23 protein-coding genes and 2 pseudogenes are annotated in these 23,875 nt (G+C 66.3%); 15 read left to right on the top strand and 10 right to left on the bottom strand.

What is annotated here, in order from left to right:
* Positions 1 to 27 precede the first annotated feature (27 nt).
* The 5 genes from BLT64_RS09300 to BLT64_RS09280 form a co-directional block, all read right to left on the bottom strand.
* On the bottom strand, positions 28 to 1,209 hold the full coding sequence (locus BLT64_RS09300; RefSeq protein WP_011746524.1) for an ABC transporter substrate-binding protein: 1,182 nt from the start codon (positions 1,207 to 1,209) through the stop codon (positions 28 to 30).
* A 25-nt stretch (positions 1,210 to 1,234) separates the two neighbouring features.
* Positions 1,235 to 1,888: a maleylacetoacetate isomerase gene (maiA, locus tag BLT64_RS09295; RefSeq protein ID WP_011746523.1), complete on the bottom strand. Its 654-nt coding sequence runs from the start codon at positions 1,886 to 1,888 to the stop codon at positions 1,235 to 1,237.
* On the bottom strand, positions 1,885 to 2,595 hold the full coding sequence (locus BLT64_RS09290) for a fumarylacetoacetate hydrolase family protein (protein ID WP_011746522.1): 711 nt from the start codon (positions 2,593 to 2,595) through the stop codon (positions 1,885 to 1,887). Before BLT64_RS09290 ends, maiA begins: the two co-directional genes overlap by 4 nt.
* A 99-nt stretch (positions 2,596 to 2,694) precedes the next feature.
* Positions 2,695 to 4,359: a benzoate-CoA ligase family protein gene (locus BLT64_RS09285; RefSeq protein ID WP_011746521.1), complete on the bottom strand. Its 1,665-nt coding sequence runs from the start codon at positions 4,357 to 4,359 to the stop codon at positions 2,695 to 2,697.
* A gap of 10 nt (positions 4,360 to 4,369) precedes the next feature.
* A complete protein-coding gene (locus BLT64_RS09280) occupies positions 4,370 to 5,515 on the bottom strand; it encodes an FAD-dependent monooxygenase (RefSeq protein WP_011746520.1) in 1,146 nt (381 codons plus the stop codon).
* A gap of 82 nt (positions 5,516 to 5,597) precedes the next feature.
* Here BLT64_RS09280 and BLT64_RS09275 point away from each other — a divergent pair, with 82 nt between their 5' ends.
* Positions 5,598 to 5,999, top strand: a complete 402-nt coding sequence (locus BLT64_RS09275) for an acyl-CoA thioesterase (RefSeq protein WP_011746519.1) — start codon at positions 5,598 to 5,600, stop codon at positions 5,997 to 5,999.
* On the top strand, positions 5,996 to 6,841 hold the full coding sequence (locus BLT64_RS09270) for an IclR family transcriptional regulator (RefSeq protein ID WP_198140502.1): 846 nt from the start codon (positions 5,996 to 5,998) through the stop codon (positions 6,839 to 6,841). Before BLT64_RS09275 ends, BLT64_RS09270 begins: the two co-directional genes overlap by 4 nt.
* Here the strand turns inward: BLT64_RS09270 and BLT64_RS09265 are convergent.
* Together BLT64_RS09265 and BLT64_RS09260 are read right to left on the bottom strand one after the other, a co-directional pair.
* On the bottom strand, positions 6,838 to 7,608 hold the full coding sequence (locus BLT64_RS09265) for a maleylpyruvate isomerase N-terminal domain-containing protein (protein WP_011746517.1): 771 nt from the start codon (positions 7,606 to 7,608) through the stop codon (positions 6,838 to 6,840). The genes BLT64_RS09270 and BLT64_RS09265 overlap by 4 nt on opposite strands.
* A 21-nt stretch (positions 7,609 to 7,629) precedes the next feature.
* Positions 7,630 to 8,727 carry a cupin domain-containing protein gene (locus BLT64_RS09260; RefSeq protein WP_011746516.1) on the bottom strand — a complete coding sequence of 366 codons (1,098 nt, stop codon included), beginning with the start codon at positions 8,725 to 8,727 and terminating at the stop codon, positions 7,630 to 7,632.
* Positions 8,728 to 8,972: 245 nt separating this feature from the next.
* Between BLT64_RS09260 and BLT64_RS09255 the strand changes: the two genes are divergently transcribed.
* Entirely contained in the window at positions 8,973 to 9,314 is a 342-nt protein-coding gene (locus tag BLT64_RS09255; protein ID WP_011746515.1) for an ArsR/SmtB family transcription factor, read from the top strand.
* A 39-nt stretch (positions 9,315 to 9,353) separates the two neighbouring features.
* On the opposite strand, the pseudogene BLT64_RS26305 reads toward BLT64_RS09255, so the two are convergent.
* The 3 genes and pseudogenes from BLT64_RS26305 to BLT64_RS26780 all read right to left on the bottom strand — a co-directional run.
* Positions 9,354 to 9,554: pseudogene (locus BLT64_RS26305) on the bottom strand (IS5/IS1182 family transposase); the annotation flags it as partial.
* Positions 9,555 to 9,737: 183 nt separating this feature from the next.
* The gene (locus tag BLT64_RS09245) at positions 9,738 to 10,364 is read right to left on the bottom strand and encodes a TetR/AcrR family transcriptional regulator (RefSeq protein ID WP_011746514.1); all 627 of its coding nucleotides are present in this window, start codon (positions 10,362 to 10,364) and stop codon (positions 9,738 to 9,740) included.
* A complete protein-coding gene (locus tag BLT64_RS26780; protein ID WP_157137417.1) occupies positions 10,351 to 10,488 on the bottom strand; it encodes a hypothetical protein in 138 nt (45 codons plus the stop codon). The genes BLT64_RS09245 and BLT64_RS26780 overlap by 14 nt, the downstream gene beginning before the upstream one ends.
* A 223-nt stretch (positions 10,489 to 10,711) precedes the next feature.
* Between BLT64_RS26780 and BLT64_RS09240 the strand changes: the two genes are divergently transcribed.
* The 12 genes and pseudogenes from BLT64_RS09240 to trbL all read left to right on the top strand — a co-directional run.
* Positions 10,712 to 11,473 carry a MipA/OmpV family protein gene (locus tag BLT64_RS09240; RefSeq protein ID WP_041529692.1) on the top strand — a complete coding sequence of 254 codons (762 nt, stop codon included), beginning with the start codon at positions 10,712 to 10,714 and terminating at the stop codon, positions 11,471 to 11,473.
* 377 nt (positions 11,474 to 11,850) lie between these two features.
* Positions 11,851 to 12,840 carry an efflux RND transporter periplasmic adaptor subunit gene (locus BLT64_RS09235; protein WP_157137416.1) on the top strand — a complete coding sequence of 330 codons (990 nt, stop codon included), beginning with the start codon at positions 11,851 to 11,853 and terminating at the stop codon, positions 12,838 to 12,840.
* Between the two features lie 3 nt (positions 12,841 to 12,843).
* Entirely contained in the window at positions 12,844 to 15,945 is a 3,102-nt protein-coding gene (locus BLT64_RS09230) for an efflux RND transporter permease subunit (protein WP_011746510.1), read from the top strand.
* Between the two features lie 565 nt (positions 15,946 to 16,510).
* Positions 16,511 to 16,672 (top strand): annotated as a pseudogene (locus BLT64_RS26295) (IS110 family transposase); the annotation flags it as partial.
* A gap of 90 nt (positions 16,673 to 16,762) precedes the next feature.
* Positions 16,763 to 17,650 (top strand): LysR family transcriptional regulator, encoded by an 888-nt coding sequence (locus BLT64_RS09220; RefSeq protein ID WP_011746507.1) that lies wholly within the window; start codon positions 16,763 to 16,765, stop codon positions 17,648 to 17,650.
* Between the two features lie 188 nt (positions 17,651 to 17,838).
* Positions 17,839 to 18,843: a P-type conjugative transfer ATPase TrbB gene (gene trbB, locus BLT64_RS09215; RefSeq protein ID WP_011746506.1), complete on the top strand. Its 1,005-nt coding sequence runs from the start codon at positions 17,839 to 17,841 to the stop codon at positions 18,841 to 18,843.
* Positions 18,840 to 19,169, top strand: a complete 330-nt coding sequence (locus tag BLT64_RS09210; RefSeq protein WP_011746505.1) for a TrbC/VirB2 family type IV secretion system protein — start codon at positions 18,840 to 18,842, stop codon at positions 19,167 to 19,169. The genes trbB and BLT64_RS09210 overlap by 4 nt, the downstream gene beginning before the upstream one ends.
* Complete coding sequence (locus BLT64_RS09205; protein WP_074810424.1) at positions 19,169 to 19,450, top strand: VirB3 family type IV secretion system protein; 282 nt, start codon at positions 19,169 to 19,171, stop codon at positions 19,448 to 19,450. Before BLT64_RS09210 ends, BLT64_RS09205 begins: the two co-directional genes overlap by 1 nt.
* Positions 19,451 to 19,461: 11 nt before the next feature.
* Positions 19,462 to 22,080, top strand: coding sequence for a conjugal transfer protein TrbE (gene trbE / locus BLT64_RS09200; protein ID WP_011746503.1), 2,619 nt, complete (start codon positions 19,462 to 19,464; stop codon positions 22,078 to 22,080).
* 20 nt (positions 22,081 to 22,100) lie between these two features.
* A complete protein-coding gene (gene trbJ, locus BLT64_RS09195) occupies positions 22,101 to 22,877 on the top strand; it encodes a P-type conjugative transfer protein TrbJ (RefSeq protein WP_086000138.1) in 777 nt (258 codons plus the stop codon).
* A gap of 20 nt (positions 22,878 to 22,897) precedes the next feature.
* Complete coding sequence (gene trbK-alt, locus BLT64_RS09190) at positions 22,898 to 23,185, top strand: putative entry exclusion protein TrbK-alt (RefSeq protein WP_011746501.1); 288 nt, start codon at positions 22,898 to 22,900, stop codon at positions 23,183 to 23,185.
* Positions 23,186 to 23,192: 7 nt separating this feature from the next.
* A partial coding sequence (trbL, locus tag BLT64_RS09185) for a P-type conjugative transfer protein TrbL (protein ID WP_074810421.1) occupies positions 23,193 to 23,875 on the top strand: 683 nt, incomplete at its 3' end.

The following is a 23,875-nucleotide window of genomic DNA, read 5'->3' as shown; positions in this document are numbered from 1 at the left end:
GATCAGTTTGTTTCGCTTGCGCCGCGCCTAGCTGTCATTGCCGCACTGATCGACATAGGGATCGACCAGCCCCGCCAGCTCCAGCCCGTCCGAGCGCATGCTCCACGCGCCATTGGCGTCGGGCGCGATTTCAAGGCTGCGGTAGTTGTCGATGGGGAAGTGGTTGCGCGCCAGGCTGTAGCGACCGCGCACCGATTCGTAATCGGCCCGGATCAGCGCCTCGCGCACCGCGTCGCGGTCCTTGATGTCGCCGCCCGACTGTTCCACCGCCGCCTTCAGATAGGGGATCAGGTCATAGGCCGCCGCGGCATAGTTCGACGGCAGCCGGCCATAGCGTTCCTTGAAATCCTCGACGAACTTCACGTTGGCGGGCGTGTCGATGTCGGGCGACCAATAGTCCACCGTGACCGAGCCAAGCGCCACATCGATCCCCGCCTCTTGCAGGGTGGGCAGGGCAATCTGGTCGAAGGTATAGACGGTATAGAGCTTCACCCGGTCGGCCAGTCCCGACTGTTCGAACTGGCGCGCGAAGATCGCGGCCCGGCCCGGATAGAAGGCGAACAGCGCATCCGCCCCCGAGGCGCCGACCTTGGCCAGCTCGGCCGAGAAATCCAGCTGCGGATCCTCGCCCCATTTGGTGAAGTCGCGGCCCACGACCTCGCCCTCGAAGGTGTTCTCGACGCCCGCCGCCATGTCGGTGCCGGCGCTGTAATTGGGCGTCATGACATAGAGTTTCTCGACGCCGCGTTCGTTCATGATCTGGCCAAGCGCCATCGGCACCACGTCGTTCTGCCCGCGCAGCGAAAAGAAATCCGGGCTGCACAGCTTGCCCGCCAGATCGGAAGGCCCGGCATTGGTGCTGATCAGGAAGGTATCCGAATCCAGCACGGTCCGGCGCGCGGCCATCAGCACGTTGGACCAGATGAAGCCCGACACGACATCGACCTTTTCCTGGCGCACCAGCTTTTCGGCCTTCTGCCGGCCCAGTTCGGGTTGCAGCCCGTCATCCTCGAAGATCACCTGGATCGGGTGGCCGGCGATCTCGCCGCCCACATGGTCGATGGCCAGGTTGACCGCATCCACCATGTCGTTGCCGATGGCGGCGGCCGGCGTGGTCAGCGTGGTGATGAAGCCGATGCGGATCGGTTCCTGCGCATGGGCGGTCGTCGCCATCAGCGCGGTCGCCAGAAAGGCGGTTGCAAGTTTCATGTTGTCCTCCCCCAAGGTTTTTCGGTCAGGTTTCGTTGTCCGGCTGCCGGTCGGGCGCGGCCTGCCGGAATGCCTCGATCCCGGCCAGCGCCTCGCCGATCCTGCGGATCGTGGGCCAGGGCGTCATGTCCACCCCAAAGCGCGCATTGTTGGTGATCTGGGCGGCAAGGCAGATATCGGCCAGCCCCACGCGGTCGCCGTGGCAGAAGGTGCCGGTCTGCGGATCTCGGGCCAGCCGCGCCTCCAACGCGGCAAAGCCCTCGGACACCCAATGGCGGAACCACTCGGCGGTGGCCTCGTCATCGGCGCCGAAATGATTTTTCAGATAGGCCAGCACCCGCAAATTGTTGATCGGGTGGATGTCCAGCGCGATCATGTCCGCCAGGCTGCGCACCCGTGCACGCCCCGCCGGGTCCGAGGGCAGAAGCGGCGGCTGGGGGATGATCTCGTCCAGGTATTCGATGATCGCCAGGGACTGGGTCAGTATCTGCCCGTCGCCCCATTCCAGCGCCGGGACCAGCCCCTGCGGGTTCAGCGCCAGGAAGGCGTCGGATCGCTGGTCGCCCTTGCGCAGGTGCAAAGCCGCGTAATCATAGTCCACACCCTTCAGCGCCAGCGCGATCCGCACCCGGTAGGAAGTCGAGCTGCGATAGTAATTGTGCAGGACCGGGCGCGTCATGAGGCCCGCTCCGCGCCGGGCAGGATGTCGATGGCGATCTCGCCCAACCCGTCGATGCCGCCGGTGACGTGATCGCCCGGCACGATGGCGCCGACGCCGGCGGGCGTGCCGGTCATGATGATGTCGCCCCGGCGCAGCACCATGGAATGCGACAGGGTGGACACGATCTCGGGGACGTCCCAGATCAGTTCGGCGATGTCGGCATCCTGCTTGACCGCGCCATTGACGGCCAGCCAGATGCGGCCCTGTTCGGGATGGCCGACCTGGGCCACCGGATGCAGCGGCGCGATGGGGGCGGACAGGTCGAAGGCCTTGCCCCAGTCCCAGGGCCGCCCCATGTCGCGGGCCTGCAATTGCAGGTCGCGCCGTGTCAGGTCGATGCCCACGCCGTAACCCCAGATCAGCTCGCGCGCCCCTTCGACCGAGACATTCGCGCCGTCCTGCCCGATGGCCACGATCAGCTCGATCTCATAGTGGAAATCGGCGGTCTGGGGGGGATAGGGGATCGCGGCCCCGGTATCGACCACCGCATCGGCGGGCTTGGTGAAGAAGAAGGGCGGATCGCGGTCGGGATCCTTGCCCATCTCGCGGGCATGGGCGGCATAGTTGCGCCCCACGCAGAAGATGCGGCGGACGGGAAAGCGCGTCTCGCTGCCCTCGATGGCAAGGCTGGCGGGGGCGGGAGGCGGAAAGGCGAAATCGGTCATGGCTGTTTCCAGTCGTTTCGGGATGGTTCGGATGGCCGCCAGGGCGGCCCGGATGCGGTCGTGGCGGGGCGCGCGCGCATCACCGGCGCGCCCGCGCGCTCAGAACACGTCGTGGTCGTCCAGGTCGATCGCCAGCAGCGCCTGCCGGTCGATCTTGCCGGTGCCGGTCTTGGGCAGATGATCCAGGAAGATCACGCTGCGAGGGTATTTGTAGGGCAGCAGCGTCGCCTTGACGTGGCGCTTCAGCCGGTCGGCCAGCGCGGCGCGGTCGGCGCCCGGATCCTCGGCGGTGACGAAGGCGTGCAGCGTCATGCGCCGGTCGGCCATTTCCACCGCCAGCACCGCGCATTCGCGCAGCTCGGGGTGGTCGGCCAGGCACAGCTCGACCTCCAGCGGATAGACCCACTGGCCCGAGACCTTGACGAATTCATCCGCGCGGCCAAGGAAATAGTAGAAGCCATCGGCATCGCGGCGCATCCGGTCGCCGGTATAGATCCAGCCATCGCCGCGCATCGCATCGGCGGTCTTGTCGGGCCGGTTCCAGTAGAAGGGCGCGTTGGAATCGCCGCGCACCCACAAGACGCCCTGTTCCCCGTCGGGCACGTCGTTGCCGTCGGGATCGCGGATCGCGACCTCGTAGCCCGGCACCCGCAGCCCCGCCGCGCCCGGCCGGCGCGCCTCGCGGGTGTTGGACAGGTAGATATGCAGCACCTCGGTCGAGCCGAGTCCCTCGATGATGTCATGGCCCGACAGCGCCCGCCACGCCTCGGCCACCTCGTTGGCCAGGACCTCGGCCGCCGACAGGCACAGCTTCAGGCTGGACAGATCGGCGGTCGCGGCCTCGGGGGCGCTGGTCATCGCGGTGTAAAGCGTGGGCAGGCCGAAGAAATGCGTGGGCCGGCAGGTGGCGATCGCCTCGAACACCGCCGCCGGCCTGGGCTGGCCCGGCAGCAGCACGCTGGTCGCGCCGACCGAGAAGGGGAAGGTCAGCGAATTGCCCAGCCCATAGGCGAAGAAGATCTTGGGCACCGAAAAGCAGATATCGCCCGGTTGCAGGTCCAGCACATGCCGCCCGAAGGACAGCGCCGTATAGGCCATGTCATGCTGAAGATGCACGATCCCCTTGGGCCGCCCGGTCGAGCCGGACGAATATTGCCAGAAGGCCATGTCGTTGCGCCCGGTCGGCGCCGGGGCCAGGCTGTCCGAGACGCCTTGCAGGAACGCCTCGGCCGTCTGGACGGGCACGGGGCTGTCCTCGGGCGCGGCGCCGTTGACGACGACCAGACGCTCCAGCGCGGTCTCGGCGCAGGCCACGTCGTCGAAGCGCGCGGCGAATGCGGCATCCGCGATGGCCACCCGCGAGGACGAATCCTTGAGGTAGAAGTTCAAAAGCTCCGGCGGCGTCAGCGTGTTGATGAGCAAGGGCACCAGCCCCGCGCGGATCGCGCCGAACAGCGCGGCGGGATAGGCGGGGCTGTCATCCAGAAACAACAGGATACGGTCGCCCTGCGTCAGGCCCGCCCCCAGCAGCGCATTGCCGAAGCGGCTGGCCTCGGCGCAAAGCTGGGCATAGGTCCGGCTGCCGCCCGGCCCGATCACCGCCATATGGCCGCCGCGCCCGCGGTCGAGATTGTCGAACAGGATCGCGCTGGCATTATAGGTTTCGGGAATGGCGAAGCCGATCTCGCGGCTGCCGAGCGCGTCGAGGGGCACGCGGTCCTCGATGTCGGTGGTGGCGGTGCGGGTGCTTTCCAGAACTGTCATCACATCCCCCTCAACCCGCTGCCGGCACGGTGCGCGCGGCGCCGTATTCGGCCATGAAGCGCGGCGACATCGCCGTCAGCCGCTGATCGTCGATCCGTCCGGACCGGGTGATATAGCTGTAGGCCATGTCCAGCGGCGCCAGCTGCATATGGGCGGGGAAATCCGCATACCATGCCGCGCTGGTCTTGGCGGCGCGCACCAGCTTTTCGACGATGGGACGGCGCGTCGCCTCGTATTCGGCGAATGCCGCGCCCGGATCGCCCGGATGCGCCTCGAGCGCGGCGACCAGCGCCTGCACGTCCTCCAGCGCAAGGCGAGTGCCCGAACCGATGGAATAATGCGCCGTATGCAGCGCGTCGCCAATCAGCACCATATTGCGATGCGACCAGCGGTCGTTCCAGATCCAGGGAAAGTTGCGCCAGTTCGACTTGTTGGCGACCAGCCCGTGACCGTCCAGCGCCTCGGCGAAGATCTCCTCGCAGCGGGTCTTGGCCTCGTCCGGTCCCAGCTGGTCGAACCCCGCCTTCAGCCAGCTGGCCCGGTCGCATTCCACGATGAAGGTGCTCATCGTCGGGGAATAGCGATAATGATGCGCGTTGAACGTGCCATGTTCGCAGGTCACGAAGGTCTGGGTCAGCGTCTCGAACCGCTTGGTGGTGCCGAACCAGGCGAATTTCTCGTCCAGGTAGGAAATCGAGGTCTGGAAATCGCCCTCGAAGGACCGCCGCACCAGCGAATTCACCCCGTCGGCGGCCACGATCACGTCGTAATCCGCCAGCTCGGCGACCGAACCGATGACGGTGCCGAAACGCAGATCGACACCTGCATCGCGCGCCCGCTCCTGCATCAGCAGGATCAGCTCCAGCCGGCCGATGGCCGAAAAGCCCACCCCGTCGATGGTGACGCGCTGGCCGTGATGGACCAGCGTGATGTCGGACCAGGTTTCCATCTTCTCGGTGATCCGGTCCGCCGTCTCGGGGTCGTCGGCGCGCAGGAAGTCCATCGCCCGGTCGGAAAAGACCACGCCGAAGCCGAAGGTCGCGCCTTCGGGGTTCTGCTCGAACAGGGTGACGGAATCGGCCGGATGCCGCGATTTCCACAGATAGGCGAAATACAGACCCCCTGGCCCGCCGCCAAGAACAGCGATCCGCTTCATGCGTGTCCTCCCTTGCGCATTTGCTTCAACAGACTTTAACGGGTATTACGGCTGATGCAACTTATTTTATGGAGTGCAATGAATGGAGCCGTTCCTTACCGAGTTCACGGTCGAATGGGGCGATTGCGACGAGGCGGGTATCGTCTTCTATCCCAATTACTTCTATTGGCTGGACTGCACCTTCCAGCGCCTGCTGCGCGCGCGCGGCCTGGGCCAGCGCCAGACTCGCGACAGGTTCGGCGCCGTGACCCCGCTGCTGGATGTCGCATTGCGGTTCCGCGCCCCGGTTCGCTATGACGAGGTGCTGCGAATCGAGGCGCGGATCGCCGAATGGCAGGAACGGCGGTTCCGCATCGGCTATACCCTGACCAGCGGCGAACGGCTGATCGCCGAGGGTCACGAGTTGCGCGCATGGGCGGTTCAGACCGATGATGGCCTGAAGGGCGCGCCCATCGCCGAGGAATTCAGAAGGCTACTGGAATGAGCAGGGAACGGGACATGCAGGATGAAAGCGAAGGCGGCGCGAATGCGCGCGGCGGCATCCAGGCGCTGGACGCGGCGCTTGTGGTCTTGCGCGGGCTGGCCGAATTCGACGGGCCGGTGGCGCTGGCCGACCTGGCGCGCGCGGTGTCGATGCCGCCCAGCAAGGTCCACCGCTATCTTGCCAGCTTCATCCATGCGGGCTTCGTCAAGCAGGCCACACGGTCTGGCCGCTACGAGCTTGGCCCCACCTCGGCCTCCCTGGGCATCGCCGCGCTGAGCCGCAGCGACTTCGTCAACCAGGCGGCGGATGCGCTGCCCGAACTGACCGAGGCGACGGGGATGACGACGCTGATCAGCGTCTGGGGCACGCAGGGCGCCACGGTGATCCGCTGGTGCCGCGCGCCCAGCCCGATGGTCACGTCCTTCGGCCTGGGCAGCAACATGCCGCTCTTGACCTCGGCCAGCGGCAGGGTCTTCCTGTCCTGGCTGCCGCGCCCGGTCATCTCGGCCCGCCTGGGGCTGGAGATCGAGCGCGCCATCGAGGCCGGTCTGTCCTGGCCGGACCTGGATCTCAGCATGGACAGCATCGAGCATCTGATCGACAGGATCCGCGCCGATGGCTTCGCGACCATCGACGGGCGCTATGTTCCGGGCCTGCGTGCCATGGCCGTGCCGATCACCAACTGGCAGGGCGAAGCCGAGGCGGCGGTCACGATGATCAGCACGTCGGAACAGATCCTGTCGGCCGACCATCCCGCAGCGCGTCACCTGCTGGACTTCGCCGCCCGCCATTCAAGCCAGCGGAACTGGGCCGAAACGACGGCCCGCAGGACCGGCGGCTAGGCGCGGCCCTCCCGGCCACAAGCCGGCCAGAACGGGGGCTCGGGCAGCGGGCCGTCGGGAAATTCCAGCCTGTGCGCGCCCCGGCCGGTGATCCAGCGCAGAAGGTCGGCCGCGCGACCGCGCACCACCGATCCGCGCGGCGCCCCCAGCATGGCATTCCGGTCCAGGGGATGCAGCGCATGGGGCAGATCCGCCGCCAATTCGGCAAGCAGCCTGTCGATCAGCCCAGGCGGAAAGTCCAGCAGCGACCCGCCATTGCCCAGATCGACGGCGCGCATCCAGATTTCACGGGCGCGCAACCAGGGCGTGTCGGCGATCTGGACAGGCGATCCGGTCAGCGCATGGACCCGCGCGCGCCAGCCCTGCGCCTGCAGGTCGCGCCATTCGACATCGAGATGCACCTTGGAATGGTCGAACAGGTGGCGCAGCGCATGGGCGGGCAGCGTGGCGCCGAAATCGACATCCTCGTTCTGGGCCTCGGGTTCAGACAGGGCTTCCTCGGTCCGGCCCTCGCGCGCGGCCTCGACCAGCCGGGCCAGCGCCCGCGCCTGGAAACCGACATGGGCGACGACGTGGCGCCTGCTCCAGCCCGGCACCAATGCCGCGCCGTCCAGCGCCGCGTCGGGCAATTCGTTCAGCTTGCGCGCGAAATAGGCCGTGCCCAGCCGCGCCAGCGCCAGTTCATCGGCCGGAGCGGCGGGGTTGTCATAGCGCGCGCCCTTGCCCTGCCGGGCGCGCAGGGCGGCGCGGGAATCGTCAATATCCATGCTGCATGTCCCCGTCCGGCCTCAGCGATCAGCCTCGTCCACCTGGCTGCGCGCGAAATGCAGCCGCTCGATGATCGGGGCATCGGAAAAGCGGAACAGGTCGAAGCCGGTTTCGGCCTGCAGCAACCACTTGACCCAGGACGGCACGACGAACATGTCGCCCTTTTCCAGTCGGTGCTCGGTGCCGTTCAGGACGACCGCGCCCTGCCCCTCGAAGACCTGGAAGACCGAGGATCCCACCTCGCGCCGCCCCGCCGTCTGGACGCCGGGCCGCAGCCGGTGGAACTCGGCCCGGATGGTGGGCATGACATCGCCGCCGGTGGTCGGGTTGATATAACGCACGGCGGCGTGCCCCTGCCCGACGGTTGCGGGCTGGCCCTCCTCCTCCAGCAGCAGCTGTTCGGTCAGGGCGCGGTCGGTATGTTCCCAGCGATAGGCCCCGATGGGCGAGGACACGGTGTTGGCCAGGCCCGACAGCGGGCGCAGGCCGGGATGGCACCACAGCCGCTCGCCCCGCGAATAGCGCGGCGTGGCGTAATCGGTCACGCGGTCGGCGCCGAACTCGAAGAAGCCCACGTCGTTCTGATAGGAAAACGGGATGTCCAGCCCGTCGATCCAGGCCATCGGCTGGTCGGTGTCATTGTGGTGGCCGTGGAAATGCCAGCCCGGCGTCAGCAGGAAATCGCCCCGGCTCATCCGCACCGGATCGCCGTTCACGACGGTCCAGACCCCCTCGCCCTCGACCACGAAGCGAAAGGCGTTCTGGGCGTGGCGGTGTTCGGGCGCGGTCTCGCGCGGGCCCAGATACTGGATCGCGGCCCAGAGCGTGGGGGTGACATAGGCCTTGCCGCCAAGGCCGGGATTGGCCAGCCCGATGGCGCGGCGTTCACCCCCCCGCCCCACCGGCACCAGGTCCCCCGACCGCTGCGCCAGCGGAAACAGCCGCGACCAGCGCCAGACATGCGGCACCGCCTTGGGCGCGGGCACCACCGGCATCAGGTCGTCGATCTGGGTCCAGAGCGGGTGGAGGTGCTCGGCTTCGAAATCGGCATAGAGCTGGCGCAGCTCGGCCGTTTCCTCGGGCATCATCATATTGCTTTTCGCTTCGGTCTGCATCATTCGAAACCTCCCATTCATTCCCGTGACGATGCGGCCACCCCATTCCGACCGCATCCGCTCATGTCGTATCATGCAATTAATTGCGTCCAATGCAATAACTATTGTCTCTCTGAAGCCCCGACCGTCTTGGAAAGGACCATGCGTCCCGGTTTCTGATATTCCCCGCCGGAAGGGTCAGGGCCCGCATCATCGCCATGGCGGGAATCCCTGGTTAATATATCAACATATATTGACGTATTGACTCGATGGAAGACAAACAGGCGCTTGCCGCCTTCGCGGCATTGTCGCAGGAAACACGGCTGCGGATCGTCAGGCTGCTGGGGACGGCGGGGCCGGAGGGCCTGCCGGCCGGCGCCATCGGCGAGGCGATGGACGGGGCCACCTCCTCGCGGATGTCCTTTCATCTGGGCCCCCTGGAGCATGCCGGGCTGGTCACGTCGCGGCGCGAGGGACGGCAAATCATCTACAGCGTCACCTATCAGGCGCTATCCGATCTGATCGCCTTTCTGATGCGCGATTGCTGCCAGGGGCGGCCCGAGATCTGCGCCCCGGCCGTCGCCGCCTTGTCGTGCTCCTCTGCCATCTGATTTCATATGTCTGATCTCCGGCTCGATGGCACTTCGTCATTTGAGGAGCTTTGCCAACACCGGAGTGATGCCGCGCCGCTGACCAATGATCAGGACGCAGGTGGTCTTGACGCCATGCCCGCGATAACCGCGGTCGACGACGGCGAGGGTGGGCCTCGTGTCGGTCAGGATTTCGACCTGTTCGAGGGCCGGTGCCAGGGTGTGGCCATCATAGATCCCATAAGGAGTGGATCGCAGCCCGGGCTCTGCCAAAGTGAGGTTACTCAAGAATCCCACCTTGGAGGCAATTCACCGTCCGCCTCCTCGGCGCGGGGATCGCTGTCGCTTGAAACCCTCGCATGGGGCATCGGCGATCCCACCGTTGGGCTGCCCGCGGCATCGCCGGTCAGGCCCTGACCTCTTCGGGTGGGCGGGGTTCCCGGATCAGGCGCTGGGTCGCTGTCGCGTCCCGCTGCCGCCGGTCCAGAGCGGCAACACGATATCGTCCACGATTTCAAGGATATCCGACTCTGCAAGCGGCTGGAAGGTCATCATCATCTCGTGGCGCGCAAGATCGACCGGCAGACGTAGCAGCCTCGGGGTGACGAAGTCCGGGCGGACCTCGCCGCGCGCAACGGCGCGATCCAGTATCTGCTGCATCGGATAGCCGGCGACGCCGACCTGCGTGCGGATGTCGGCAAAACTGGAAAATGCCGCCTCGAGATCCTTCCGCATCTCGTAGATCAAGCGCACCACCTTCGGCGACGACCGCCGCGCGATCTGGCGCAAAAGCAGGATCAGCTCCTCTCGGAGACCGCCCAGATCGGGAACTTCCGTGGGATTGTGCAGCGCATATCTCACGATCGCGGCAGAAGCGAGCTTGGACAGGCTATCCCAGCGCCGGCTCAGGACGGGGCGACTGGTCCCGGCGCGACGGGCGACAGCTTCCAGCGTCAGCTTTTCATAGCCATGTGTCGTCAACTCCTCCCAGGCCGCATCCAGTATGGCCTCCTCCAGCGCAGGGCCACGTCTGCGCCGCGCCTTGTCACCTCGGGTTTCAGACATCGCCATTCTCGCCCTGCGGCAGGTTTTCCGGTTCCGAGCCCGATGCCGCCGCAAGCATATCAGGGCTGGCGACCAGCACTATCATCATGGCGCGCCGAACGAAACTTCCAGCCGGCAGGTGCGAATACATGGCTTCGGATCCCGGCGTGACTCTCGCGGATCCTGAAACCATGCCACGCGGATAAGATGCGCAAACGAATCTTATTGACAATGGATCGCCCAGGTAAGATACATTTACGCATCTTAATTGACAGGGCATTCCTGAACAATCCCGCCCCGGCAGGCAAGACCCGGACCGCATCATGGCCGACACGGTCCCTTGCGGAAATTCATCCCGAAGAACGGAGCAGAGCATGAAGAAGAAGACCTCGATCAGCCTTGCACGGCTCTGCGCCGCTGCATTCGCCCTGGGCTGCGCCGGAGCGGCCTCTCAGGCCATGGCCCAGGATCGCATGATCTTCGGCCTGGGGGCCGCCAGTGCCCCGGAATACCAGGGCTCGGACCAGCAGAGCGCGCGCGCGATCCCGTTGATCGACATTGCCCGCGGGCCGTTCTTCATGAACCTGCGCAACGGCATCGGCGCCTACCCGCTTGAATATGGCGACTTCCGGTTCGGAACCAGCATCGTCTATATTCCGGGCTTCGACCTTCCCCATGCGCTCGGGGAGGTCTCGGGCAGCGCTGGCGCCCGCCTGTTCACCGACTGGGAGCGGGGCGGCGTCAATGCCACCTTCGGCGTGACCAGGGCCGTATCGGGCGATCTCGAAGGCACGCTTGTCGATGCGAGCCTGTCCTACCGCCACAATGTCACCCCGAAGTTGACGCTCATCCCCGTCATCGGCACCACCTGGTCGGACAGCGACTACACCAACAGCTATTTCGGCGTCACGCCGGCCCAGGCGGCGGCGGCCGGCATCTCGTCCTTCTCGCCGGGCGGCGGGTTCAAGGATGTCTCGATCGGCCTGACCGCGAACTATCGGGTGACCGAGCGCGTGAACCTGACGGCTTCGGCCACGATGTCGAAGCTTCTTGGCGACGCCAAGGACAGCCCGATCGTCTTCGACGACACCCAGGCCTTCGGCTTCATCGGGGTCTCGTACCGCTTCGGCAACTGAGGCGTGATGCCGCGACGGCGCGCTCGGCTTTCCCCGCAAGCCCTGCAGGGCATTCAGCCGAAAACGGATCGATCCAGGCAATGCCGTTGCGGCTTTGGACGCCCGGTTCCGGCTGAGCCGTTTCCGGTTTCCTGCGCGAGGCCGCAGGAAATCCCTGGCCGCGTGATCCGGTTGATGGGTCTGGGGCCGATGATGGGCATGCCTCCGGCTGAAGGAGTCGCAAGATGAAGCTCTGGATAGCAGCCCTGGCGCTGGTCGCAATGATGGGGACAGGTTTTTTTCTTGCCTTCCCCCTTCCGGGATCGTCCAATGGCGCGTCTCGGGTCATCGACGCCGCGACAGGGGCACATGCCGGGGTCCCGCGGCAGCATCGCGCGATGCAGCTGCTGCCGCGCGAGGTGCTTCGCGTCGCCCCCGCAACCATTGCCGAACGTCTGACCGTCAGCGGCGAGGTCCGGCCGGTGCAGCGCGTCATCCTGCGCGCTCAGTCGGGCGGTGTCGTGGCCGAGCTTGGCGCGCGCGAGGGCGAGGCGGTCCGGGCCGGGGATATGCTGGTCCGCTTCGACACCGAAGAACTCGCGGCCACCCTGGCGCTGCGGCAAAGCGAGGTCGAGGCGACCGAGGCCCGGCTTCGCTTCGCGCGCCAGGCGCTGGAGCGGATCGAGCGCCTGGCCGAACGCACTGTCGCCACGCAGGAACAGCTTGACCAGGCGCGGCGCGAATCCGCTGTCCTGCAGGCGCAGCTCGACGGTCTCAGGGCCCAGGCCGGGATCGCGCGGGCGGCCTTGCGCGATGCCGAGATCCGCGCGCCCTTCGACGGGGTGGTCGCCAGCCGCAGCGTGGATGTCGGGGAACGCGCGAGCGCCGAGGCCGAGCTGATGACGCTGGTCGATCCGACCAGACTGGAAGCACGGGTTCTCATCGCCACGCGCGACGTGCCCCGGATCGCGCCCGGTCAGGCCGCAGAACTGCGGATCGACGGGCTGGAAGGCGAGACGATCGAGGGCTCGGTCCTGCGCATCAATCCCGTCGCGAATGACGGCTCGCGCTTCATCTCCGTCCATATCGGGCTGGACGACCCGGACGGGCGGCTGCGCGGCGGGATGTTCGCAACCGGCACGATCCTTGTCGAGGAACGCGCCGATGTGCTGGCCCTGCCCGCGACCGCGCTGCGCGAGGACGGGGACGGGGCCTATGTGCTGCGGCTCGCGGAGGGGCAGATCGAGCGCCGGCCCGTGGTGACCGGCGCCGCCTGGAGCGGCGGACGGATCGAGATCCGCGACGGGATCGCATCGGGCGACACCATCCTCATCGCCCCGCTCCCGGGTCTCGGCGAGGGCGTGCTGGCCGAAGTCTCGGGGGGCTGAGCGATGTTCCTCACCCGCATTTCCGCCACCCACCCGGTCTTTGCCACCATGATGATGGTGGCGCTGGTGGTCTTCGGCGCCTTCTCCTATCCCCGGCTGGGACTGGACCAGTATCCCGACGTCGATGTGCCGATCGTCGTCGTCATGACCACCTATCCCGGCGCCACGCCCGAGACGGTCGAGACCGAGATCTCCAGGCCCATCGAGGAAGCGATCAACACCGTCGGCGGGCTCGACCAGGTCACATCGACCTCTTACGAGGGCCGCTCGGTGGTGGTGGCCGAGTTTCGGCTGGACGTGGCCGGTCCCGCCGCCGTGCAGGAGGTCCGCGACAAGCTCGCGCCGCTGGAGGCGGGCTTCCCCGCCGATGTCGATAAGCCCGTGGTCTCGCGCTTCAACCCGTCGGACCAGCCGATCCTGTCGGTCGCCATCAGCGGCCCGCGCTTCGATGTCGCGGAACTGACCGCCCTGGCCGAGCAGCGGATCATCCGCCAGCTGACGACCATCTCGGGGGTCGGCCAGGTCACGCTGGTCGGCGGGCGCATGAAGCAGGTCGATATCGTGATCGACGAGACCCGGCTGCGCGCCCTGTCCGTCGGCATCGACGAGGTGCTGGCGGCGCTGCGGGGCGGCAACCAGAACCGGCCCGCCGGAAACCTTGTGACCGGCTTTTCCGATCTGGGCATCCAGGTGCAGGGCCGGATCGACGAGCCCGCGGATTTCCTCGACATGATCGTGGCGCGGCGCGGCGGTGGGCCGGTCTATCTGCGCGATGTCGCCACCGTCACGGACGGGGCGGCCGATGCCGAAAGCCTCGCACTCTATGACGGCCGGCCCGCGCTCGCGCTCGACATCGTCAAGGTGCAGGATGCCAATACCGTACAGGTGGCCGATGAGGTGATCGCGCGGCTGGACCGGCTGAACGAAGAGCTGGCCGAAAGCGGCGTCACGCTGAGCGTGGTCACCGATGCCTCGCTGCCGATCCGCGAGTCGGTGGCGCAGGTGCAGGCCACGCTGATCGAGGGCGCGGCGCTGGCCGTGGCCATCGTCTTCCTGTTCCTGAACTCCTGGCGCAGCACGGTCATCACCGGCCTGACCCTGCCCATCGCCATGATCGGCACGCTGGCGGTGATCTCGGTCTTGGGCTTCACGCTGAACACGCTGAGCCTGCTGGCGCTGACGCTTTCCATCGGCATCCTGGTCGATGACGCCATCGTGGTGCGGGAAAACATCACCCGCCACCTGCATATGGGCAAGTCGCATCTTCAGGCCGCGCTGGACGGCACGGGCGAGATCGCCCTGGCGGTTCTGGCAACGACCGCCACCATCGTCGCGGTCTTCCTGCCCGTCGCCTTCATGGACGGAATCGTCGGCCGCTTCTTCTACGAGTTCGGGGTGACGGTTTCGGCGGCCGTTCTCATCTCGCTCTTCGTGGCCTTCACGCTGGATCCGATGCTGTCCAGCGTCTGGTACGACCCCGACGCCCAGCCCGATGCGAAGCGCGGGCCCATCGGCCGCCTGATCGCGCGGTTCGAACGCGGATTCGAGCGGCTGGCAGAGGCCTATCGCCACCTGATCGGCTGGACGCTGCGCCATCGCCTCGTGACGCTGATCGCGACTGCGGGCATCTTCATCGGCAGCATCTTCATGGTGCCGCTGGTCGGGGCCGAATTCACGCCGACGGCGGATGAAGGGCGTTTCCAGATCAATGTGCAAACCCCGGTCGGCTCGTCGCTCGACTATACCGCCGCCAAGGTCGGGCAGATCGAGGCGGCGCTGCGCGAATTCCCCGAACTCGATACGCTTTATTCCACCGTCAATACCGGTACCGCCACCGGCAAGCATCGCGCGGCCATCCTGGTCGGCCTCGTGCCGCAGGGCGAGCGCACGCGCACCCCCCTCATGCTGGCCGACCCGATCCGGCAGCGCCTCTCGGTCATCCCGGGGATCGAGATCGCCATCGTGCAGCAGGGGCTTGGCGGCGGCGACAGCCCGATCCGCCTCAGCGTCCTCGGCGACGACCAGGCCGAGCTGGAGCGGATCGCGGCCGGGCTGATGGAAAGGATGCGCGGGATTCCCGGCATGGTCGACATCGCCTCCAGCGCCGATGCGGCCAGCAGCGTCATTGCCGTGCGGCTGCGCAGCGAGGCCGCCAGCGACCTCGGCCTCGGCATCCATCAGATCGGCGCCGCCCTCGCGCCGCTGATCGGCGGCGAGGATGTCACCACCTGGACCGACAGCTCGGGCGAGACCCATGACGTGGTGGTCCGCCTGCCGGCCGAGCGGCGCGCGGATACCGATGCGCTTGGCGACCTGATGCTGACGACCGGGGGGACGGATGCCGGCGGCGCCCCGGTCATGGTCCGGCTCGATCAGGTGGCCCGGTTCGTGCAGGTCGAGACCGCCTCGGAAATCCGCCGCCTCGACATGACGCGCGAGGTGCAGATCTCGGCCGACATCTCCGGCCGCGTGCTGGGCGATGCCACCGCCGATCTGGAGGCGCTGATCGCCACGCTCGACCTGCCCCAGGGCTATCGCATCCAGTTCGGCGGCGATTCCTCGACCATGCAGGAGACGATGGGCCACATGATTACCGCGCTGCTGATGGCCGTGACCTTCATCTATATCGTGCTGGCCTCGCAGTTCGGCAACTTCCTGCAGCCTCTTGCCATCATGGCCGCGCTGCCGCTGTCGCTGATCGGCGTGCTGCTGGGCCTGATGGTGGCGGGCAGCACCATCAACATGTTCTCGCTGATCGGCTTCATCATGCTGATGGGGCTTGTCACCAAGAACGGCATCCTGCTGATCGATTTCGCGAACCGCGAGCGCAGGCGCGGCCTGCCGCTGAACGAGGCGCTGGTCAATGCCGGCGCGATCCGGTTCCAACCCATCGTCATGACCACGCTGGCCATGATCGTGGGAATGATCCCCCTGGCGCTGGCTGTCGGAGGCGGCGGGGCGCAGCGCGCGCCGATGGCCCATGCGGTGATCGGCGGGTTGATCAGCTCGACCATCCTGACGCTGATCGTGGTGCCGGTGATCCTGTCCTGCATCGACGGGTTCTGGAAGCGTGTCGCAAGGTTCTTGCCGGAGGCACCCAACTGAAGTCGCCGATGATCAAGAAGGTCGTCCCGCTCAAGTAATTGCAGCAACCTGACTGGGGATGGTGAAAGGGTCGCTCCCATCGCTTTCTGAACTTGATGTGTGGACCGGCACGGCGTTTGCCGATACCTCGGGAGCATTGAGGAGAAAGCGCGCGGAAATCCATTGGGGCTCGCGGCGACGAAGGATCGGGCCGCACAAAGAAGCCGGATATACGTCCGCAATTGCGAACTCCGAGCCAGAACAGATCAGGACGTTGCAATCCGGCGGGGTAATATACATCCACACACGCCCCATCCGCTGCGACCGCACAGACCTGAAAGCTGCGATTCGCCAGGTCAATCGCCAGCATGCTGATCGTCGTCGTCATAATTGCGCCCCTCGCTCGGTTCCGATCAAACCATCATAGCATACAAGATGCCGTCGGGCGGGGGCATCCACATGGGGTAATCGCGGGAGCGATTCGCCCTTGATCCCGTTGTATTTTGGGGGGTGGCTGTTCCCGGATAGGATAGAGATATGGGCTTACGACTGGACGCCGAGCCCAAACATCGAATGGAGAGCAGCCATGGAAGAGTATATCGGTCTGGACGTGTCCATGAAAGAGACGGCAGTATCGATCCACCGTGATGGCAAGCGCGTTTGGCGTGGGAAATGCGCCTCTGCCCCAAAAGTCATTGCCAAAGTGATCCGCAAGCGAGCGCCGATCGCAAAGCGCGTGGTGTTCGATTTTGTCGCTACTGCCGTTCCTGAACTCGGTCAGGTGGCGCACCAGCAAGAACGAGCATAATAACCTTTTGGGAAGGAGGAATAGCCAGCCATGGACCTTCGCCATCTCCGCTATGTCGTCGCCACCGCCCGCAACGGTAGTTTCAGCGCAGCAGCGCTGGAGTTGGAGGTCCAGCAGCCGATCGTGAGCCGACGGATCCGTGAGCTCGAGGAGGAACTCGGCACCGCCCTGTTCGACCGCTCCACCGCCGGAGCGAAGCTGACGCCGGTGGGCGAAGATTTCGCGGATATGGCCGGGCGTATCCTGGACGATTTCCAGCGACTGACCGACCGAACGCGGGCGGCAGTGGAGGGTCGCCGGGGCAGTGTCGCACTGGGGTTCTATCGCTCGCTGTCATCCGGGAGCTTCCGCTTCGCCCTGCGCCGGTTCCGCGAAAGCCATCCCGATATCGGCCTCGACCTGCTCGAGGCGCCTTTCGTCGAACTGATGGCCGATCTGCATTCCGGCAAGCTCGATGTGGCGGTCATTCTCGGCGATCCGGATCGGTGTCCGGTATTGAACACCATGGCGATCGGCACCGAGCACCTGATGGTTGCCCTGCCCGAGGATCATCCGCTGGCCGAGAAGCCTTTCGTCTACTGGTCCGATCTTAAGGGAGAACGGTTCCTGATCTCACATCAGGATCCCGGACCCGATATCCGCAATATCCTGATCGCCAAGCTGGCCGCACCATCGGACGGGCCCGAGATCGCCAACCTGCATCTGAGCCGCGAGAGTATCCTCAGCCTGGTCGGCGCAGGCGAGGGCATCAGCCTGCAATGCGAATGCGCGAGCGGCCTGACCGGGCTCGGGGCCGTGTTCCGACCGGTGCATGACGGCAACGGCGCAACCCGGATCGGCTATATCGCCTGCTGGCATCCTGATAATGGCAACCCGGCGCTGCAAACCTTTCTGGAGGCATTGAAATCGGGAACGTGAGTCGTTCGGGGAGACGGCTTTCCATCATATGTCAGGCAGCCGGGCCGCAGGCTTCCTGTATTTTTTCGCTCCCCTACGATCCGTTGCGATTTCCAGGAGATAGCTGTTGCGCGGCTGCGTTTCGAGGCTCTCTTAGTCGACCCCATCCGGGGCCTTTCTCTCGCCGCCCCGGTGGAACGGGGGACGGGATGGCAGGTTCGGACCACATCGAGGCAATGGTGGAGCGCGGCGCCCGCATGCTCCGCACCGCGCTGGGGCCTGCTATCTCCGCCCTCTTGCGGGATCCGGGCATCGTCGAGGTGATGCTGAACCCGGACGGTAGAATCTGGATCGACCGGCTGCGCGACGGGCTGGCGGAAACCGGCCAGGTCCTGTCCCCAGCCGATGGCGAGCGCATCATCCGGCTGGTGGCGCATCATGTCGGTGTGGAGGTCCATGCCCGGTCCCCGCGCGTCTCCGCCGAACTGCCCGAGACCGGCGAGCGCTTCGAGGGGCTGCTGCCGCCGGTGGTCGTCGCCCCGGCCTTCGCCATCCGCAAGCCTGCCGTCGCGGTGTTCACTTTGGACGATTACGTCGCCGCCGGGATCATGACACGGATGCAGGCCGAGGCACTGCGGCTCGGTGTCGCCACCCGCGCCAACATCCTCGTCGCCGGCGGCACCTCCACCGGCAAGACCACGCTGACCAATGCGCTGCTGGCCGAGGTGGCGAAGACGCAGGACCGGGTCGTCGTCATCGAGGACACCCGCGAGCTGCAATGCGCGGCGCCGAACCTCGTCGCCATGCGCACCAAGGACGGCGTCGCCACCCTGTCCGATCTGGTGCGTTCCTCGCTGCGCCTGCGCCCCGACCGCATCCCGATCGGCGAGGTGCGCGGCGCCGAGGCGCTGGATCTGCTGAAGGCCTGGGGTACCGGCCATCCAGGCGGCATCGGCACGATCCATGCCGGATCGGGGATCGGGGCGCTGCGCCGCCTCGAACAGCTGATCCAGGAAGCCGTGATCACCGTGCCCCGTGCCCTGATCGCCGAGACCGTCGATCTCGTCGCGGTGTTGTCCGGACGCGGCAGCAATCGCCACCTCACCGAACTCGTCCGAATCAACGGGCTCGGTCCGGACGGCGACTACCGCATCGCCCCGGTCATTCCCGACACCGACACGCACATTGCAGAAAATACTGGAGAACCCGAATGATCCATGCCCTCCGCATCCGTCATCATGTCGCAATCGCCGCCATATTCGTCTGGACCAGCCTCGTCCTTGCACCGACTGCCCATGCCGCCGGCTCCTCGATGCCTTGGGAGGCGCCGCTGCAATCCATCCTCGATTCCGTCGAGGGGCCGGTGGCCAAGATCGTCGCGGTGATCATCATCATCGTCACCGGGCTGACCCTGGCCTTCGGCGATACCGGCGGCGGCTTCCGCCGGCTGATCCAGATCGTCTTCGGCATCTCCATCGCCTTCGCGGCCAGTTCGTTCTTCTTGTCGTTCTTCAGCTTCGGCGGCGGGGCGCTGGTCTGATGGCGGTGAGTTTCGAGGTCCTCGACACGGTGCCCGGCTTCTCCGTTCCGGTCCATCGCGCCCTGACCGAGCCGATCCTGCTCGGTGGGGCGTCGCGCTCCGTCGCCATCCTCAACGGCACACTGGCCGGGGCGGTCGGCCTCGGCCTCCAGCTCTGGCTCGCCGGGATCCTGATCTGGGCTGTCGGGCATCTCGCCGCCGTCTGGGCGGCGAAGCGCGATCCGCTCTTCGTCGAGGTCGGGCGGCGCCATCTGCGCATCCCCGGCCATCTCGCGGTGTGAGGGCGAAAACCATGATGAATCTCGCCGAGTATCGCCGCAACGCTTCCCGCCTCGCCGATTACCTGCCCTGGGCGGCGCTGATCGCGCCGGGCGTGGTGCTGAACAAGGACGGTTCGTTCCAGCGCACGGCGAAGTTCCGCGGACCGGATCTGGATTCCGCCGTCGCCGCCGAACTGGTCGCGGTGGCGGGGCGGCTCAACAATGCTTTCCGCCGCCTGGGTTCCGGCTGGGCGATCTTCGTCGAGGCGCAGCGTCGCGAGGATTCCAGCTATCCCGAGAGCCGCTTCCCCGATCCGGCCTCGGCGCTGGTCGATGCCGAGCGGAAAGCCGATTTCGAACAGGCGGGCAGCCATTTCGTCTCGGATTATTTTCTCACCCTGCTCTGGCTGCCCCCCGCCGAGGAGGCGGCCCGCGCCGAGAGTTGGCTCTACGAAGGTCGCGAGACATCCGGCATGAACCCGTGGGAACTGCTGCGCGGCTTTATCGACCGCAGCGACCGGGTGTTGGCGCTGCTGGACGGCTTCATGCCGGAATGCGCCTGGCTCGACGATGGCGAGACCCTGACCTACCTGCATTCGACCATTTCCACAAACCGGCAGCGTGTTCGCGTGCCCGAGGTGCCGATGCATCTCGACGCCCTGCTCTCCGACCAGTCGCTGACCGGCGGGCTGGAGCCACGGTTGGGCAAGCAGCACTTGCGGGTGCTGACCATCACCGGCTTTCCCACCGCCACCACGCCCGGGATTCTCGACGAGTTGAACCGCATCGCCTTTCCCTACCGTTGGTCGACGCGGGCCATCCTCATCGACAAGACGGACGCCACGCGACTGCTGACCAGGATCCGCCGGCAGTGGTTCGCCAAGCGCAAGAGCATCGCCGCGATCCTGAAGGAGGTGATGACCAGCGAGCCCTCGGCGCTGGTCGACACCGATGCTGCCAACAAGGCGAATGATGCCGATCTGGCGCTGCAGGAACTCGGTGCCGACGTCGCCGGCATGGGTTATGTCACCGCGACGATCACCGTCTGGGACGAAGACGCCCGCATCGCCGACGAGAAGCTGCGGCTGGTCGAGAAGATCGTGCAGGGACGCGACTTCACCGTGATGGTGGAGACGGTCAATGCGGTCGACGCCTGGCTCGGCAGCTTACCGGGACACGCCTATGCCAATGTGCGCCAGCCGCCGGTCTCGACGCTGAACCTCGCCCATATGATCCCGCTCTCGGCCGTCTGGGCCGGCGACGAACGGGACACGCATTTCGATGCGCCGCCGCTCTTCTATGGCAAAACCGAAGGCGCGACGCCGTTCCGCTTCTCGCTGCATGTCGGCGATGTCGGCCATACGCTGGTGGTCGGGCCGACCGGCGCGGGCAAATCCGTGCTGCTGGCGCTGATGGCGCTGCAGTTCCGCCGCTACGAGGGACCGCAGGTCTTCGCCTTCGATTTCGGCGGCAGCATTCGCGCTGTGGCGCTGGCCATGGGCGGCGACTGGCACGATCTCGGCGGCGGGCTGAGCGAGGGTGACGAGGATTCGGTCTCGCTGCAGCCGCTGGCTCGTATCCATGAGTCCGCCGAACGCGCCTGGGCCGCCGACTGGATTGCGGCCATCCTCGGCCGCGAGGGGATCGCCGTCACCCCGGAGGTCAAGGACCATCTCTGGACGGCGCTGACCTCGCTGGCCTCTGCGCCAGTCGGAGAGCGCACCATCACCGGCCTCGCGGTCTTGCTGCAATCCAATGAGCTGAAGCAGGCGCTGCGCCCCTATTGCATCGGCGGCCCTTATGGCCGGCTGCTCGATGCCGAGGCGGAACATCTCGGCTCGGCCTCGGTACAAGCCTTCGAGATCGAAGGACTGGTCGGCACCGGCGCTGCACCGGCGGTGCTGTCCTATCTGTTCCACCGCATCGGCGACCGGCTCGACGGCCGCCCGACGCTGCTGATCATCGACGAGGGCTGGCTGGCACTGGACGACGAGGGATTTTCCGGACAGCTTCGCGAATGGCTGAAGACGCTGCGGAAGAAGAACGCCTCGGTGATCTTCGCCACGCAAAGTCTCAGCGACATCGACAACTCTGCCATCGCGCCGGCGATCATCGAGAGCTGCCCGACCCGGCTGCTGCTGCCCAACGAGCGCGCCATCGAGCCGCAGATCACCGCCATCTATCGCCGCTTCGGCCTCAACGACCGCCAGATCGAGATTCTGGCGCGGGCCACGCCGAAACGGGACTATTACTGCCAGTCCCGACGCGGCAACCGGCTCTTCGAGCTGGGGCTTTCCGAGGTCGGCCTCGCGCTTTGCGCGGTATCGTCCAAGTCCGATCAGGCAAGGATCGCGGCGATCCTCGCCGAACACGGGCGCGAGGGGTTTCTGGCCGCCTGGCTGCGCGACCGCAGCGTCGATTGGGCCGCCGAGCTGATTCCGGATCTTGCTAATCTGGCGCCGGAGGACGCCGACATGCTCGAATCTGTACTGTTCGGTTCAGAAACAGCACGTGCTCAGTGCGGCATGGCACCTGTCGATGTCGGGTCCCTTGACCGGGAGACCGGGCCTGACGATGGCGAGATCGACCTCGACGGCACCAAAGCCGCATCCATCCCCGCAGAAAGAGAAGAAGAGGAGACCGCGCCATGACGCGCAGCACAACAGTCACCATGCGTCGCCACATTCGCGCCATTGCCAGCACGACCGCACTGGCCCTTGCGCTGGCGACACCGCTGGCACTGGCCCCTCTCCTGACAACCCCGGCGCATGCTTTCTTCGGTGGCTTCGGCCGCATCGTCTACGACCCGACCAACCATGCCGAGAACCTGCTGACCGCCGCCAGGTCGCTGGAGCAGATCAACAACCAGATCGCCTCGCTGCAGAACGAGGCGCAGATGCTGATCAACCAGGCCCGCGATCTCGCCAGCCTGCCGCATAGCTCGCTGCAGCAATTGCAGCAGAACGTCACCCGCACCCAGCAGTTGCTCGACGAGGCCCAGAACATCGCCTTCGAGGTGCAGGAGGTCGATCAGGCTTTCGAGCGGGAATACGGCACGCCGGATCTCTCGACATCCGAGCAGCAACTGCTGGCCGATGCCCGGACGCGCTGGAGCAACACCATGGGCGGGCTTCAGGACGCCATGCGCGTCCAGTCCGGCGTCACCAACAACATCGAGGCGCAGCGGGCCGAGATGGCCGCGCTGGTCGAGCAGAGCCAGAATGCTGACGGCGCCTTGCAGGCCAGCCAGGCCGGCAACCAGTTGCTGGCCCTGCAATCGCAGCAACTGTCCGACCTCACCGCGCTCCTCGCCGCCACCGGCCGGGCCGAGGCACTGAGCGAGGCCGAGCGCTCGGCGGCGGCCGAACAGGGCCGCATCCAGCGCGAACGGTTTCTGACACCCGGCGCCGGCTACCAGCCCGGCAATGCCCGGATGTTCAACGACTGAAAGCCCGAGGAGGCACCATCATGGAGGGCAAGGCGATGGTCCGGCTCATTGCCATCCTGTTCCTGGCGATCGTCATGACCGTGACGCTGATCCGCATGGAACGGGCCGGCGATCTGCCGCCCCTGCCCGGTCGGCAGAGTCAATCGCAGCCGGAAGATCCGCTGCGCGAGGGGCAGCGCCGCTGCCAGCGGATGGGCGCGGCTGCGGCGGAAGATGCCGAGTGCCTGCGCATCTGGGCCGAGACCCGCGACCGGTTTCTCGGCCGGACGCCGGCGCAATCGGCCGCAACCTCGAGCAGCGAGGAATAGCAGGAACATGGGCGGATCCGGCGTCATCGACAATTTCCTGGCGGTCTTCACCAGCTATATCGACAGCGGCTTCGGTCTTCTGGGCGGCGAGGTCGCCTTCATCGCCACCACGCTGATCGTCATCGACGTGACGCTGGCCGCCCTGTTCTGGGCCTGGGGCGCCGAGGACGATATTCTGGCCCGGCTGGTGAAGAAGACCATCTTCGTCGGCGTCTTCGCCTGGCTGATCACCAACTGGAACAGTCTCGCGCGCATCGTCTTCGACAGTTTCGCCGGTCTCGGGCTCATGGCCTCCGGCACCGGCTTCACCGCCGCCGATCTCATGCGCCCCGGCCGCGTCGCCCAGACCGGGCTCGATGCCGGACGGCCGCTCCTGGAATCCATCTCCGACCTGATGGGCTGGGTCGCGGTGTTCGAGAACCTGATCCAGATCCTCTGCCTGTTCTTCGCCTGGGCGCTGGTGATCCTCGCCTTCTTCATCCTCGCCGTGCAGCTCTTCGTCACCCTGATCGAGTTCAAGCTGACCACGCTCGCGGGCTTCGTGCTGATCCCCTTCGGGCTTTTCGGCAAGACCGCCTTCATGGCCGAGCGCGTGCTGGGCAATGTCGTCTCCAGCGGTATCAAGGTTCTCGTGCTAGCCGTCATCATCGGCATCGGCAGCACCTTGTTTTCGCAGTTCACCACCGGCTT

Source organism: Paracoccus denitrificans, from assembly GCF_900100045.1.
GTDB lineage: Bacteria > Pseudomonadota > Alphaproteobacteria > Rhodobacterales > Rhodobacteraceae > Paracoccus > Paracoccus denitrificans.
The sequence above is the reverse complement of the archived record's forward strand: the minus strand, read 5'-3'. Positions and strand labels throughout refer to the sequence as shown.

Coding starts and splice junctions, on each gene's coding strand:
- BLT64_RS09245 (WP_011746514.1), bottom strand. CDS start 10,364: ATGGCGATGTCTGAAACCCGAGGTGACAAGGCGCGGCGCAGACGTGGC.
- BLT64_RS09210 (WP_011746505.1), top strand. CDS start 18,840: ATGATCCATGCCCTCCGCATCCGTCATCATGTCGCAATCGCCGCCATA.
- BLT64_RS09260 (WP_011746516.1), bottom strand. CDS start 8,727: ATGATGCAGACCGAAGCGAAAAGCAATATGATGATGCCCGAGGAAACG.
- trbB (WP_011746506.1), top strand. CDS start 17,839: ATGGCAGGTTCGGACCACATCGAGGCAATGGTGGAGCGCGGCGCCCGC.
- BLT64_RS09230 (WP_011746510.1), top strand. CDS start 12,844: ATGTTCCTCACCCGCATTTCCGCCACCCACCCGGTCTTTGCCACCATG.
- trbJ (WP_086000138.1), top strand. CDS start 22,101: ATGCGTCGCCACATTCGCGCCATTGCCAGCACGACCGCACTGGCCCTT.
- BLT64_RS09285 (WP_011746521.1), bottom strand. CDS start 4,359: ATGACAGTTCTGGAAAGCACCCGCACCGCCACCACCGACATCGAGGAC.
- maiA (WP_011746523.1), bottom strand. CDS start 1,888: ATGACGCGCCCGGTCCTGCACAATTACTATCGCAGCTCGACTTCCTAC.
- BLT64_RS09300 (WP_011746524.1), bottom strand. CDS start 1,209: ATGAAACTTGCAACCGCCTTTCTGGCGACCGCGCTGATGGCGACGACC.
- BLT64_RS09205 (WP_074810424.1), top strand. CDS start 19,169: ATGGCGGTGAGTTTCGAGGTCCTCGACACGGTGCCCGGCTTCTCCGTT.
- BLT64_RS09240 (WP_041529692.1), top strand. CDS start 10,712: ATGAAGAAGAAGACCTCGATCAGCCTTGCACGGCTCTGCGCCGCTGCA.
- BLT64_RS09270 (WP_198140502.1), top strand. CDS start 5,996: ATGAGCAGGGAACGGGACATGCAGGATGAAAGCGAAGGCGGCGCGAAT.
- BLT64_RS09280 (WP_011746520.1), bottom strand. CDS start 5,515: ATGAAGCGGATCGCTGTTCTTGGCGGCGGGCCAGGGGGTCTGTATTTC.
- BLT64_RS09265 (WP_011746517.1), bottom strand. CDS start 7,608: ATGGATATTGACGATTCCCGCGCCGCCCTGCGCGCCCGGCAGGGCAAG.
- BLT64_RS09220 (WP_011746507.1), top strand. CDS start 16,763: ATGGACCTTCGCCATCTCCGCTATGTCGTCGCCACCGCCCGCAACGGT.
- BLT64_RS09290 (WP_011746522.1), bottom strand. CDS start 2,595: ATGACCGATTTCGCCTTTCCGCCTCCCGCCCCCGCCAGCCTTGCCATC.
- BLT64_RS09235 (WP_157137416.1), top strand. CDS start 11,851: ATGCAGCTGCTGCCGCGCGAGGTGCTTCGCGTCGCCCCCGCAACCATT.
- BLT64_RS09275 (WP_011746519.1), top strand. CDS start 5,598: ATGGAGCCGTTCCTTACCGAGTTCACGGTCGAATGGGGCGATTGCGAC.
- BLT64_RS09255 (WP_011746515.1), top strand. CDS start 8,973: ATGGAAGACAAACAGGCGCTTGCCGCCTTCGCGGCATTGTCGCAGGAA.
- BLT64_RS26780 (WP_157137417.1), bottom strand. CDS start 10,488: ATGTATTCGCACCTGCCGGCTGGAAGTTTCGTTCGGCGCGCCATGATG.
- trbK-alt (WP_011746501.1), top strand. CDS start 22,898: ATGGAGGGCAAGGCGATGGTCCGGCTCATTGCCATCCTGTTCCTGGCG.
- trbE (WP_011746503.1), top strand. CDS start 19,462: ATGATGAATCTCGCCGAGTATCGCCGCAACGCTTCCCGCCTCGCCGAT.